14 protein-coding genes are annotated in these 14,038 nt (G+C 33.5%); 10 read left to right on the top strand and 4 right to left on the bottom strand.

Going from position 1 to position 14,038, the window contains the following annotated elements; genetic code table 11:
* Position 1: 1 nt before the first annotated feature.
* The 3 genes from ACFJGY_RS13535 to ACFJGY_RS13525 all read right to left on the bottom strand — a co-directional run bounded on the left by ACFJGY_RS13535 (position 2) and on the right by ACFJGY_RS13525 (position 1,405).
* Positions 2 to 418 carry an arsenate reductase ArsC gene (locus ACFJGY_RS13535; RefSeq protein WP_379964785.1) on the bottom strand — a complete coding sequence of 139 codons (417 nt, stop codon included), beginning with the start codon at positions 416 to 418 and terminating at the stop codon, positions 2 to 4.
* A 130-nt stretch (positions 419 to 548) separates the two neighbouring features.
* Positions 549 to 1,022 carry a DUF6428 family protein gene (locus ACFJGY_RS13530; RefSeq protein ID WP_379964783.1) on the bottom strand — a complete coding sequence of 158 codons (474 nt, stop codon included), beginning with the start codon at positions 1,020 to 1,022 and terminating at the stop codon, positions 549 to 551.
* A gap of 59 nt (positions 1,023 to 1,081) precedes the next feature.
* Positions 1,082 to 1,405, bottom strand: coding sequence for an ArsR/SmtB family transcription factor (locus tag ACFJGY_RS13525; RefSeq protein ID WP_379964781.1), 324 nt, complete (start codon positions 1,403 to 1,405; stop codon positions 1,082 to 1,084).
* Between the two features lie 276 nt (positions 1,406 to 1,681).
* On the opposite strand from ACFJGY_RS13525, the gene ACFJGY_RS13520 reads away from it, so the two are divergent.
* The 9 genes from ACFJGY_RS13520 to ACFJGY_RS13480 all read left to right on the top strand — a co-directional run bounded on the left by ACFJGY_RS13520 (position 1,682) and on the right by ACFJGY_RS13480 (position 10,416).
* Positions 1,682 to 2,629: a S41 family peptidase gene (locus ACFJGY_RS13520; protein WP_379964779.1), complete on the top strand. Its 948-nt coding sequence runs from the start codon at positions 1,682 to 1,684 to the stop codon at positions 2,627 to 2,629.
* Between the two features lie 171 nt (positions 2,630 to 2,800).
* Positions 2,801 to 3,241 (top strand): low molecular weight protein-tyrosine-phosphatase, encoded by a 441-nt coding sequence (locus tag ACFJGY_RS13515; protein WP_379964777.1) that lies wholly within the window; start codon positions 2,801 to 2,803, stop codon positions 3,239 to 3,241.
* Positions 3,242 to 3,280: 39 nt separating this feature from the next.
* Entirely contained in the window at positions 3,281 to 4,558 is a 1,278-nt protein-coding gene (locus ACFJGY_RS13510) for a dicarboxylate/amino acid:cation symporter (RefSeq protein WP_379964775.1), read from the top strand.
* Between the two features lie 302 nt (positions 4,559 to 4,860).
* Positions 4,861 to 5,559, top strand: a complete 699-nt coding sequence (locus ACFJGY_RS13505; protein ID WP_379964773.1) for an SAM-dependent methyltransferase — start codon at positions 4,861 to 4,863, stop codon at positions 5,557 to 5,559.
* 73 nt (positions 5,560 to 5,632) lie between these two features.
* On the top strand, positions 5,633 to 6,784 hold the full coding sequence (locus ACFJGY_RS13500; protein WP_379964771.1) for an AI-2E family transporter: 1,152 nt from the start codon (positions 5,633 to 5,635) through the stop codon (positions 6,782 to 6,784).
* Between the two features lie 102 nt (positions 6,785 to 6,886).
* Positions 6,887 to 7,501, top strand: a complete 615-nt coding sequence (locus tag ACFJGY_RS13495; RefSeq protein WP_379964769.1) for a DUF1684 domain-containing protein — start codon at positions 6,887 to 6,889, stop codon at positions 7,499 to 7,501.
* 70 nt (positions 7,502 to 7,571) lie between these two features.
* Complete coding sequence (locus ACFJGY_RS13490; protein ID WP_379964767.1) at positions 7,572 to 7,949, top strand: hypothetical protein; 378 nt, start codon at positions 7,572 to 7,574, stop codon at positions 7,947 to 7,949.
* 129 nt (positions 7,950 to 8,078) lie between these two features.
* The gene (locus ACFJGY_RS13485) at positions 8,079 to 9,581 is read left to right on the top strand and encodes a hypothetical protein (protein ID WP_379964765.1); all 1,503 of its coding nucleotides are present in this window, start codon (positions 8,079 to 8,081) and stop codon (positions 9,579 to 9,581) included.
* A gap of 517 nt (positions 9,582 to 10,098) precedes the next feature.
* On the top strand, positions 10,099 to 10,416 hold the full coding sequence (locus ACFJGY_RS13480; RefSeq protein WP_379964763.1) for a hypothetical protein: 318 nt from the start codon (positions 10,099 to 10,101) through the stop codon (positions 10,414 to 10,416).
* A gap of 30 nt (positions 10,417 to 10,446) precedes the next feature.
* Here the strand turns inward: ACFJGY_RS13480 and ACFJGY_RS13475 are convergent, their stop codons facing one another.
* Entirely contained in the window at positions 10,447 to 12,594 is a 2,148-nt protein-coding gene (locus tag ACFJGY_RS13475) for a DNA mismatch repair protein MutS (protein ID WP_379964761.1), read from the bottom strand.
* A gap of 17 nt (positions 12,595 to 12,611) precedes the next feature.
* Between ACFJGY_RS13475 and ACFJGY_RS13470 the strand changes: the two genes are divergently transcribed.
* Positions 12,612 to 13,994, top strand: coding sequence for a hypothetical protein (locus ACFJGY_RS13470; protein ID WP_379964759.1), 1,383 nt, complete (start codon positions 12,612 to 12,614; stop codon positions 13,992 to 13,994).
* Positions 13,995 to 14,038: the final 44 nt, after the last annotated feature.

Genomic DNA, 14,038 nt, shown 5'->3' with positions numbered 1-14,038 from the left:
TTTAAAGTTCTTCTGTTATAAATTTAAAACAAAATTCTTTTATCTCATTTCGTACTTCTCTAAATTCTTTTAAAATTTCCACTTCAGTCCCGGTTGTTTTTGCCGGATCCGGAAAATTGTAATGAAACTTTTTTGCATTGGTTGGGAAAAAAGGGCAGCGTTCTTTAGCGTTGTCACAAACGGTAATTACGAAGTCAAAATCAATGCTTTTGTATTCATCAATATGATTAGAAGTATGATTGGAGATGTCAATTCCATCTTCCAACATTGTAGCAATTGCTCTTGGGTTGACGCCATGCGTTTCTACACCTGCACTATAAATTTCGGCTTTCTCTCTTGCAAAATATCTCAGATATCCTTCTGCAATCTGACTTCTGCAACTATTTCCTGTACAAAGAACTAATATTTTCTTTTCCATAATTTAAACCAATAACCAAATGATATTGATGATGCAGAATTTGGGATCAAAACCAAAAATCAACTGCAAAACAATAACAGATGTTGTGATGATAATTGCTTTTTTATATTTTATGAATTTTTGTTTCACGTTAGCAGCATCCGGAATTAGGTTTGCAGGCAGACGATTGATTCACAGTCAACTCATTCAAATTTTTCTTTTGTTTTTCAGACGGGATTCCACAAGCTTCCTGAGCCAGACAAGCTGTCGTTTTATTAACCAATACAAAGTTTTTCCCATTGAATTCCAAATCGTATTTTCCGATAGTGTTACTTTGATATTCCACTTCAATTTCAGAATCTTCGATGCCTAATTTATTTTCGGACAGTTGGATGATGTTTAGAAGTTTTGTTGGTTTTAATCGATGTTCAAAATCATCAGCATCCCATAATTGGAAGTTGACTACTTTCTCATTTCTGATAACGCCGCCACAATCAATGAAGCTTTTTGTGATCATTCCAACTTCGGTTACATGGAAGTGTTCAGGGACGAATGTTCCATTCTCTAATTGAAATTCTACATTTTCTAAAGTCGGTAGGATTTGTTTAATTTCTGAAAGTTTCATATTATGATTTTTAAATTTGTTTTATTGCAATATTACGATTTATTAGTCCAAAAAAATGTCTAACAACATTTCTCTTTAGTTACGGAAATAACGTTTGAAAAATAATCCTTGAAACTTTCAAAAGTCGATTCATCAATGCAATAGCAGATCGATGTTCCCTCGATATTTCCTTTGATCAATCCTGCATTTTTTAGTTCTTTCAAATGTTGAGAAACTGTGGGCTGAGCAAGAGGCAATTCATTCACAATGTCGCCGCAGATGCATTCATTTACTTTCATCAGATACTCTATGATGGCGATTCTTGCAGGATGTCCCAATGCTTTTGCAATATTGGCAATTTGATTTTGACGGTCTGTGAAATGTTCTGTTTTTGTAGCTCCCATTCTTATAATTTAATATTGCAATATTACGATATTTATTTGATCAACAAAATATTTTTTGGAATTAATTTTAAAATTTAATAAATTGATCAAGCTTTTAAAATTAAAATAAAACAAAAATTCAATTATCATTCATTAGCAACGCAAATGACTTTATGAAATTATTCATTTATAATATAGATTATAAAAGTTATGATTTTATGAAACTTTCGTAATTTAGCTTGTTAAAGCACCGTAATTATCTGTTCAACAAATATTTAGCTAAAGTTATTTGCAACTATGAGATTAATTTTAATAGCAATCGTATCCATTCTTTCGTTTTCACAGTTAAAAGCCCAATCACCTACCGATGTGCTTCCTAAAACAGAAGTTGACAGTTTGATTTTCAACTATTCTAAGGTGCTGAAAGAAACATATTTTAATAAAACCCTGATCAAGGAAATTTCTTCCACACTACAAAAGAAATTAAAAGCAGGCGATTTTTACAACAAGACACAACTTACCGATAGACTTTCCTTGCTACTAAGAGAAATTACCAAAGACAACCATTTTTATATTGGCAAGACCGAACCGCAAAGTGTGACAAATATAGAAGAACCGGCTGCTCCAGAAACCGAGTTTAAGAACGGCGGAATTATAGAAACAAAGATTATTAATCAGAAAATCGGTTATATAAAATGGACTAATTTTATAGCAGACGATGAGGCATTCGAGAAAACTGTAGCCGCTTTGCAATTTGTAAAGGGAAGCAAATATTTAATTTTTGATTTGTCAGAATGTCCAGGCGGAGATGGAAGAATAGGAAGCTTTATAAACAGTCATCTTTTTGAAGAAAACGATTACCAAAATTTATTACAAAAAAAGTGTGCAGGCGAAACCGAATGGCATCAAAGCGAAGTGCCATACAATTATAGTAATGGTCCTAAGTTTTATGACATTCCTGTATTTGTGATTACTTCTAAACATACTGCTTCTGCTGCCGAATATTTTGCGCTAATAATTAAAGAAATGAAACGTGGAATAGTATTAGGAGAAACCACTGCCGGCGCGGGCAATCCATCGATAATGGTCCCTTTCGGCAAATATTTTGCCCAAATTCCAATCTGCGAAATTGAGACAAGAGAAGGAAAATCAATAGAAGGGAAAGGTGTAACGCCAAATATAAAATTACAATCGGTCGATTTGATCAGCGAAACGGTAAAATATATTGAGAAAAATTATCAATAGAAAATTATATAATTAAGTAAATTTGGATTGGTTTATATATAAATATCTGGACTAAATTCAACTTTAAAGATTTTTTACAGATGAATGAGTTTTATCAATATTTAAAATTTTGTAAATTGAAAATTATACGCTTTCAAAGTCATAATACTTATAATTAATACAATTTTATCAATGAAAATATTAATGGTTTGTCTGGGAAATATCTGCAGAAGTCCTTTGGCAGAAGGAATTTTAAAGCATAAATTGGGAGACGGTTATTTTGTGGACAGCGCCGGAACGATCAATTATCACGAAGGAAGCCAACCCGACGAACGCTCAATTAGAACCGCGATCAAAAACGGAATCGATATTTCCACCCAGAAATCCCGGCCAATCACAAAAAAGGATTTTGAAAAATTCGATTTGATATTCTGTATGGACAAAAACAATTACAAAGATGTTTTGAAATTGGCAGATGATTCTCAGAAACACAAAGTCAGATTAATTTTGGACAACGAACTAGAAGTTCCGGACCCCTATTTCGGAGGAATGGATGGTTTTGACAAAGTTTACAAAATGCTGGACGATTCCTGCGAAATAATTGCCGAAAAAATCAAGAACAATACCATATAATTCACAAACAATTCTAAATTTGTAGGACAAGCTATTCTTATGAATTTTGACATTGAACAAAAACCTTTGAAACCTAAAAAATTCTATCAGCATCTCTATATTCAGGTTTTGATAGCAATTATTTTCGGTGTTTCACTCGGATATTTTAATCCGGATCTGGGCGAGAAGATGAAACCATTGGGCGACGGTTTTATCAAACTCGTGAAGATGATCATTGCACCCGTTATTTTCCTTACGGTTTCTACCGGAATTGCCGGAATGAGCGACCTCAAAAAAGTCGGAAGAGTTGCAGGAAAAGCGTTCATATACTTTTTTACATTTTCGACACTGGCATTGATTATCGGTTTGATTGTCAGCCACATTGTTCAGCCTGGAAAAGGTCTTAATATCAATCCAAATACTTTGAATGGTGCAGAAATCGAGAAATATGTAAAAGCGGCGCACGATAATTCTTTGGTCAGTTTTATTTTCAATATCATTCCGGAAACGCTTTTCAGTCCTTTGACCGGCGATAATATCCTGCAGGTTTTATTGGTTGCTATTTTGTTTGGTGTTGCTTTGGCAATCACTTCCGAGAAAAGTTATCCCGTTTATGACTTCCTTCAAACCTTGACCATTCCGGTTTTTAAAATTGTAGAAATATTGATGAAACTCGCACCAATAGGCGCTTTCGGAGCGATGGCTTTCACAATTGGCAAATACGGCGTTGAGTCTCTGAAAAATCTCGCCATGCTCGTCGGAACCTTTTATCTCACTTCCGCATTATTTGTGGTTTTGATTTTAGGAAGCGTTGCCTGGTACAATGGATTCAATATTTTCAAATTTCTAAGATATTTAAAAGACGAAATTCTATTGGTTTTAGGTACCAGTTCTTCCGAACCTGCACTTCCCGGGCTGATGAAAAAACTGGAAAATGCGGGCTGCGAAAAAGGCGTAGTTGGTTTGGTAGTTCCGACGGGCTATTCATTCAATTTAGATGGGACTAATATTTATATGACTTTGGCGGCGTTATTTATTGCTCAGGCCTGCAATATTCATCTCACTTTGGAGCATCAACTTGGTTTACTTTTGGTTGCGATGTTGAGTTCCAAAGGTGCTGCAGGCGTTTCCGGTGCAGGTTTTATAACATTGGCAGCGACTCTGGCGGTTGTTCCCGAAGTCCCGATTGCCGGGATGACATTGATTCTCGGTATTGACAAATTTATGTCAGAATGCCGCGCCGTTACGAATGTTATTGGAAATGCCGTTGCAACAGTTGTCGTTTCCAATTGGGAAAACCGCCTGGACAAAGAACGTTTAAAAGAAGTTTTGAATTAACCTTGTAATGATTTGGGCAGCTTTATCCACCTTCCACTCCCGCTATTTTTTGCCAAAGCTTTGCCAACGCAAAAAAAATGAGCTCCGTTCAAACCTAACGAAGTGGTTCATCGATTCAAATAAAAATAAATAAATCTGAGATAAGTTCAACATCAATCAAGAATCAACATTAAAATGTAATTTTGTCACTCCGAAAGAAACCTAATGGAGATGAACTTAATTTAACTGTTGAGATTCCTTCGGAATGACAAAAGAATGTAAATACTTTTTACTTTCTACATTTTACATTAATACAATAGAAAATGCTTTACCTTTTACCAGCTTACCTTTCCGAGAATTCTCCAGTCGATTATTTTGCACCAACGATCAAAGATATCATTATGAATGTCGATCATTATTTTGTGGAAAATGAAAAAACGGCCAGAAAAGTCATCAAATTTTTCGCGCCGGAAAAGAAACAACCGGAACTGAAATTATTTCTTCTCGACAAATATTCCGAAACAGCAGATTTGAGAGAAGCACAAAAACTGATGAAAGAAGGTGTAGATTTCGGGCTGTTGTCAGAAGCTGGTTTGCCTTGTATCGGTGATCCGGGAAATATCATCGTTGGCTGGTCTCATAAAAACAATGTCAAAGTTATTCCGGTAAACGGACCAAGTTCTTTCGTTTTGGCTTTGATCGCGAGCGGTTTTAATGGACAGCAATTTTCTTTTAACGGATACTTGGCAATCGAAAAAGAAAAGAAGAAAAAGGAAATTCAGAATCTGGAAAGTCTTGTTGAGAAAACCGGATATACGCAGATCTTTATGGAAACACCATATCGCAATAATCCGCTTTTCGAAGATCTGACAAAATTCCTGAATCCAAATACAAAACTCTGCATCGCAGCCAACATCAACGATCCTGAAAATGAATTTATCCAAACCAAAACAATCAACGATTGGAAGAAACATAAACCGGAACTGCATAAAATTCCTGCTGTTTTTCTGATTGGAAAATAATTTTGAAAGATATTAGTAATTTGATGTTAGAATTTAATCTAACTTCTCACTTCTAAAACCTAAACTCTAATATATGAATCAAACCTATCCTTTTTACCTCAAACTTTCGTCGATATTAATCAGTATTGTTATTTTAGGATTTCTGGCTATTGTCGGCGAGCAGATTCTGATTCCGATGGTTTTAGGGCTGCTGATTGCCATTTTGCTAATGCCGCTTAGCCGTTTTATGGAAAAAAGATTACGGCTACCAAGAAGTGTGTCATCTATTTTAGCAAGTCTTTTAGCTTTGGCGATTATTGGAGGAGTGATCTACGTTTTATCACTTCAGGTAGCCAAGCTGGCAAACGACTGGCCGCAGTTTCAGAAACAATTTGTTGATTTGATTGATGATCTTCAGGGCTGGATTTCCAGAACTTTTGGTGTCAGAAGGAAAGATCAGCTTTTATATTTGAATGATACAGCAAAAAAATCCATCAGTACGGGAACAGCGATTCTGGAAAAAGCACTGACATCCATTGGTTATGTCTTGATGCTGACAGCTTTTACATTTTTATTTACCTTGTTTTTCCTTTTGTACAGAACACATTTGCTTAAATTTTTGGTCGCCAGTTTTTCCGAAACTTATCATAAAACTGTGTTTGAAATCATTGAGAACATTCAGTTTATGGTCAAAAAATATCTGGTTGGACTTTTTCTTCAAATGTTGATCGTGACGATTTTATCTTTGATTGCCTACACAATTATCGGTGTCAAATATAATTTTATGCTCGCTATCCTTACAGGTATCCTGAATATTCTTCCTTACATCGGAATTTTCACGGCTTTATTAATTGGCGCTTTGATTACGTTTGCAACATCGGGAATCAGTCATGTTTTGTTTATTGTAATTGCTATTGTCGTCATACACGCTATAGACGGAAACATCATTATGCCGAGAGTTGTGGGTTCCAAAGTGAAGATCAATTCGCTGATTGTAATTATCGGTTTGGTGATTGGCGAAATGCTTTGGGGAATTGCCGGAATGCTTTTGACAATTCCTGTTCTGGCGATAATGAAAATTGTTTTTGATCGGGTAGAAGGCCTCCAGTCCTGGGGATTTCTGATGGGTGAAGATGATGATGTTCCTATTTTTAAATCGACTTTTGATAAATATTTTCTGGTAAAGAAAACCAAAGTAGAAAAAGTAGAAATCATTGCCGATCCGAAAGATGAACCTAATAAATAATAATTTTTTTTAACACGTATTTGTCATTCCGTAGGAATCCAGACTGCTGAGATTCCTACGGAATGACAAACTTTATGTTAAAAGTTGTATCTATATTAAACTATGAAAAAATTAAGTTTCTTATTCGTCATATTCTCTTTGTTTCTGAATTCTCAGACGAAGAACGAAGATGTTGAAGCTATAAAAAAGTTTCAAAATGATCTGAATGTTGAATATCTTAATCCGAAAGAATCTCCATTGAGAGGTGAAAATCTGAGGAAATTCAAACAACATCCATTCTTTCCAATTGATCTGAAATATAGAATAAAGGCAAAATTTACCAAAACTGAAAACCCCGTTCCTTTCGAACTGCCGACTTCTTCCGGCAATTTTAAGAAATATCAGGAATTTGGAAAAGCTGATTTCGAAATCGATGGAAAGAATTATTCGTTGACGATCTATCAAAGTCTGGATCTGATGAAAATGGAGAAATATAAAGATTATCTTTTTCTTCCATTCCGTGACGATACGAACGGCAAAGAAACTTATGGCGGCGGAAAATATATGGATCTAAGAATTCCCGAAGGAAATGAAATTATTCTGGACTTCAACCAGTCTTATCAGCCATATTGTGCTTATAATGCTTTGGATTACAATTGTCCAATCGTTCCGGAAAAGAATAAGCTGTCTGTTAGAATCGAAGCTGGCGTGATGTATGAGGATATTTATTATCATTAATTTCAACTTTTAACGTTCCTTAACAGCGCATTAGCACGAACCTTGAGAGTTATCATTCAAATAATAAATTATGAGTGATAAAAAAGCAGCCGGACTTTGGATAGACGGTACAAAAGCAATCGTAGTAACCAATCACGATACGCAGGAAGTAACTGAATTTGCAGTGAAAGAAACGGTAAAAGCTGAAATCCAACACGGTAACTCCAGCGAAAATGCAGCGAATAATGCGGAACAATCCAACAAATTGAAATTCTACAAGGAGATCGAAAAACTGATCACCAACAGTACAGATTTGTACATTACCGGACCAGGAACTTCTCAGGAAGAATTGAGAAATCATCTTTTGGAAACAGCGCAATACAAAAATCTCAATATCAAACTCGGAACAGATTCGCAACTCAGCGAAGAGCAGGTTCTGGAAGAAGTGAAATCTCACTTTCACGCATAAAAATAAAAGCGATCAAAATCTGATCGCTTTTTATTTTAATACACACAACTTATTTTTTGTTCGCTGAATACTTATTATTTAATTTGCAATGGTCATAATATTTTCAAAATGTTTGCCTGTTAGGATTTTATGAATTGGTTTTTAAAAAAATATGTTCTTTCTTTTGTACTATTATCATCGTTTGCTTTTTCTCAGCAAAAGGAAATCGCGCAGATTGATACTTTACTGGATCTCAATCAGGAATATGCCTGGATTGACAGAATGAAAGCCTTAAGGTATGCCAAGCAAGCCAGCCTGATCTCGGAAAAGATTAATAATTCGGAGAAGAAAGCATACAGCTATGTTTATATGGCAAAAACGCTTGGTTTTCTTGGTCTGAATAAGGAGAGCTTCGAATATTTGGAAAAAGCAAAGAATGAGGAACACTTTGAGAAAGACCTTATTCTACAGGCCCTTGTAAAGGAAGAAAATTCTGTCAACTATGGGAAGCTGCATTTAGATACCGAAGTTCTGAAGGAAAACAGGGAGATCATCTCTCTTCTGAAAAATGAAAAAAGTCCTGCAGCAGCCAGGATTAATCTCAGAGCGTACGGCAATATTGCAGCTTGTTACATGAATATGGACAATTATAAAATGGCTGTAAAGTCTATGGCAGTTGTAGAAGCCTATTCAAAAGAACCTTTGCTGTTAAAATCAAAACATATCAAAGCTGCATTTTCTAATATCTATGCTAATAAAGGCTATATTTATCTAAATTTTTATAAAAAAAGAGATTCTGCGCTGTATTATTTTAATAAATCACTTTCGATCGTAGAAAATGAAACTAAAGAGTCAAAATCAACACCTTATATTGCTCTTGGAGATTACTACTTTGACCAGAAAAATTATTCTGAGGCTCTCAGATACTATCTGAAAAGCATAGATGATATAGAATACAGGAAAATTGACATTCTGGACTATAAGATTACTTTATATAAAAAGATTGCAGATTTATACACTCTTTTGAACCAACCCGAAAACCAGAAAAAATATCTTATAAAATATTATCGGGAGAATGAAAAGAATCTTCAAAGGAATCCTGCTAATATACGAAAAGCGGTAAGTGCCATTTTGGATGAAGAAGAAAATAAATCGATCGAAAAATCTAATTTTTTGATTAAAACTTTTGCAGTTTTATGTATCGTAGTTATTTTATTAGTTATGATAATCTACAGAATCAGGGCCAGAAAAAGACAGAATATCATAAGAGGCAACGAACAACGACTTTCTGAAAAAAGGAAAATAATCTTCCAGAAAGAGCAGGAAACCTTAGAATTGAAATCGAAGCTCAATAGCAGCATCAAAGAATTATACGAACTGGCAAAAAATAATCACCCTAATTTTTACAGGCTCTTTTTGGAAATCCATCCCGACTTTGAAACCAGATTGATCAAAATCAGTCCTTCTATCCAGAATAGTGATTTTGTGTTGCTGGCATATATCTATATGAATTTTGAAACCAAGGAAATTGCCGAAATCACGTACAAATCTGTGCGTACCATCCAGAACAGAAAATATATTCTCAGAAAAAAACTTAAAATCTCTACCAATGAGGATTTTTATGTGTGGTTAAAAGAACATTTTAAAGCCTGATCAGTGATATCACTTGGGATTTATTCTCACAGATCATTTTTGCTAAGTCGCTTTTCATTTTTGTATTTTATTGATTTTCAATTGATTTTTTAAATAGAGTATCTTTTGAGTATCTGTTTTTTGCTGTTTATTTTTGACTCTTCTTTTTATTTGTAGTCTAATAATTTACAATTGGAATGTGTAAAAACTATTTCAACAAATTATTTTTCAGAACACAAATTTTATATATAGTACCTGACTTTAGTTTCTGTCAGTGAAGAAAAATGTTATTTTTTAAGTAACAAACAAGAAAGGAGGCTGTGTACCTCCTTTCTGTTTTTCAAACGCTTTCTGTTAACTTTTAAAAAAAATAATTTCAGTATTAAAAGAAAATTTCAAATTATAAAGCAGTTAGATTATCAATGCATCTAATTCTAGGACTGATTTTTTTTGTATTATTTTTGGTGTTATCATATTTCTTCTTCATATCGTAAAAAAAGAAATTTTAATTGCAGTTACAGGTTTTATAATAGTAATATTGATTCTCATCTTCATCAATATACGAACGTTCACATTTGAATATTCCGGAGAAGTCATTAGCATCAAAATTTTTCATCCCTTAGAAAATGAATTATACTCCCGGAGTATTGAATTTCCATCCAGAAAACTCAAAAATTTTGCAATTGTAAAAAAAATCCAGGGCTACGAAATGGTATTCACTATTAAGTCCTATCGGAAAAAGGAAATCAAGGAAAAAGTACTTTTAAAATGGCTAAATCCACAGCAACTCAATAATCTGATTCAGTCATTGGAAAAAATTAAAACTGATAATGATAACAATGCAGAATCTACATAAGGTTTCAATATTTTTAAACTCTAAAAAAATCTAAATCCTCTCCAACTCACTAGAATCAATTGTGGTTTTAAAAGTTCCATAATTGACGGAAACTTTATTTTTTTTGATTTCGTCAATAGTTCCCACACTCGTACTTCCCTTGATGCGGACACGCTGACCGATTTTCATCCAGACTGCTCGTTCAGCCACACGTTTTTCTTCCAGTTTTTCGTTGGTCTCCACGATCTTTTCCTGAACATCTTCTTTTTTTAGCTGTTGTGTGATCTTCCGTTTGATGACTTGCAGACGTTTGCTTTCGTCTTTGTCAATACCAATTTTCCGAAACTTTTCCTGTTCCAAAATCTTTACAAAATCTTTCACAACATCTTTTCGGGATTTTCCTTTTACATAGCTGTCGATAAAGGATTCTATCTTATTTCCGAATTGCAGTTTACGATGTTCATCTTCATATAATTTTTGAAAATTATGAAGTTTTTGCTGAAGCTGCTCGTTCAGTTTTTGAAGATTGTCACGCTTATCTTCTACAGAATCTCTTTTTTCCGAAAGATCGGATTTTATCTTTTCGACCTCGAATTTTTCCTGCTGAAGTTTCACAATCGTTTTATCAAGATTCACGATGTCATGTTCCACTTTTTTCTTAGCAGAAGTAATGATGAATCTCGGGATCCGGTTTTTCTCAGCGACTTCAAATGTGAAAGAACTTCCGGCTTGCCCGACTTCTAATTTGTAAAGTGGTTCCAATGAATGTTCATCAAAAAGCATCGCTGCATTTGTGGCTGCAGGAAGATTTTCCACAACCAATTTAATATTTGTATAGTGCGTTGTAATAATCCCGAAACTCTTTTTATCATAGAAAAATTCCAGAAAACTTTCTGCTAATGCCCCACCCAATTCCGGATCGGAACCTGTCCCGAATTCATCAATTAGTAAAAGCGATTTACCATCTGCTTCACGGATCATCCCAGACATTTTTTTCAGTCGGGAAGAGTAGGTGGAAAGGTGATTTTCTATGGATTGATTATCACCAATGTCCGTCATTATTTTCTCGAAAAAAAACATTTCGGATTTTGGATGACAAGGCACTAGGATTCCGCTTTGGATCATGAGTTGCAGAAGGCCAACGGTTTTAAGCGTGATGGATTTTCCGCCGGCATTTGGTCCCGAGATACAGACGATCCTGTTGTGTTCCGTTAATGAAATGGTTTGAGAAAAGATCTCTTTTTTCTCTGCTTTGTTTCTGATCCAGAGTAGTGGATGAAAGGCTTCACGTAATCTCAAGGTTTGATGCCTGTTGATTTTTGGTAAAATTCCATTGATCTGTTCTGCGAATTTCGCTTTTGCTCTTATCAGATCCAAATCAAATATATAAGATTGATAATCCGAAAGTTGTGGTTGGAATGCAGCAATTTCGGCTGTCAGTTTTCTAAGGATTTTATCGATTTCTTTTTTCTCTTCTTCCTGATTTTCTTTCAGCTTAAAGTAATGTTTTACAACACTTTCCGGCTGAACGAAGGTGATAGAACCTGTTTTTGAAATTCCTAAAACGCGTCCGGAAACTCTCTTTTTAAATCCGGATTTTACGGCTAAAACCCGTTGATCCTCAATGATGCTTTCTTTGATGTCATCCAGAAAATCACTTTGTCCGTAATTGAATAACGCACGATTGAAGTTCTCGTCAATCGTTTTTCTGGCGTGCTGGATTTCTGTTCTTAAAGTTTTTAAAATTGGTGATGCTTCGGTTTTTACGTCCCCGAAACGGTTGAAAACTTTATCTATTTTGTCAACAATTTCTTTTCGGAATTCGATGTCTTTTATTTCTTCCAGAAGCGTTGGGAAAAGTTCGGAAAGCTGAGGAAAGAATCTTTGCAGTTTTCCGATCTGCTCTGTAATGGTTTTGATCCTGATGAATGATTTGTTTTCCAGCCGGAAATTCTCGATCAGCATCAGTTTCAGTTCTTCTTCGATATCTTCGTATTCGTCAAATGGAACAGCGGTTGAACTTTCAAAACTCGAAAGGAATTCTGAGGTTTTTTTTAAAGAAACTTCGGCTTCGTCAATTGGCATCGGCCGAAGTTCCATTATTTTGTCTGCCGTTTTCGGCGAGAAAGCGAAAGGGGCGATCTCCGAAAGAAGTTCCGGAAATTCTAATTCATTAAGATCGGTCTGATTGATATTCACATTGCAAATTTACGAATTTGGAAATCATTTATTTTCTAAATTTGATTATGGATATAAATGAAATAAATAAAACAGCATATAATTTAATTAATCTTTTATTTATAAAAGATTTGGAAAAGAAAAATGGGAATTCTGTAGATAGAAAAAAATTTATTGGTGATTCTGAGTGCATCGGAAAAATAGATGTTCGCAAAACAGTATATTTTACAATTTATGAGACTGATATTTTAAATAATAATATTTCTGCGAATGTTATTTTGGATAATAAAAAAGTAGGATTAGATAGAAAAAATTATCAACTCTTAAAAAATCTTGTAGAAGAATTATTAAATGATAATTTTATTTATGAGAATTGTGATTTTGAATTTATTGAAAAAAAGGTTTTTGGATGGATTATAGAGGTGTATTCAAAAAGTAAAGCAGATTTTGATTTGTATAATTATCTTTTATTAAATATTGAAAAAGAAAAAAATGATCATATATTTTATTTTAAAGTGAATAATTTGGCAATTGAGGATAATTTCGTTGTCGGAAATTGCGAATTTAAGTCATTAGAAGAAAATTTTTTTGAAGAGAGATTGATAGAGATTAATCATAATAGTATTAATATTTCTGAAAAAGATGATGAGGCATTTTTAATGTATAACAAATCTTTTTTAAACAAATTATTAATAACAACAAGTTTTTCTGGTGTTCATAATAAAGCATTATCTCAAGCTAAAAAACAAGTTGAATTATCAATAAATGCTTTAAAAATATTTTTAAGTTTAGAATCTTTAAATAAAAAAAACCTTTTTAATGTTGATTTTAATGATATGAATAATGATGTTACTGAATATTTTTCGTATACTAATAATAGTGATTTTCATACAATTATTGGTTCTAAAAAATCATCTGCTGTGCCCGTTGAAATAAGTTCTAATTCTTTTAATGAGTTTAAAAAAGAAGGCTTAGAAAATATTTCGGAATTTTTAAAGAATAATAAGAAAAATGAATTATATTTTGAAATAGAATCTCTAATCAATGATTATGGAAATATAAATTCAACCCAAAACTTACATATTAGATTAGTATGGTTAGTTTCATTTTTTGAAAGAGTTATTATTCCTAAATCAAATACTAAGGGAAAAGGTTTAATCTACTTAAAAAATAATATTTTACCAAAATTGATAAATAATTTTGATGCTGAAATTGCTGGCAAAGTAAATACGATTTATAAAATAAGAGATAAATATTTACATAATAGGATAGAATTACCAATTGGTGTAGACTCAATCCTTATGTTTAAAGAAATCGCTAAATTATTTTTGTTAAAATTAATATTTTTAAACAACTCAAATTGTCAAACACTGGAAGATGTTCAGCGTTTTTTTGATATCTCAACTTCTAAGAACTTGTAGTAGGAAATAAAAACAGCATCACCAGAAAACTGATGATGCTGAAT

The sequence above is a fragment of the Epilithonimonas sp. UC225_85 genome (genome assembly GCF_042695135.1).
Lineage (GTDB): Bacteria > Bacteroidota > Bacteroidia > Flavobacteriales > Weeksellaceae > Epilithonimonas.
The sequence above is the reverse complement of the archived record's forward strand: the minus strand, read 5'-3'. Positions and strand labels throughout refer to the sequence as shown.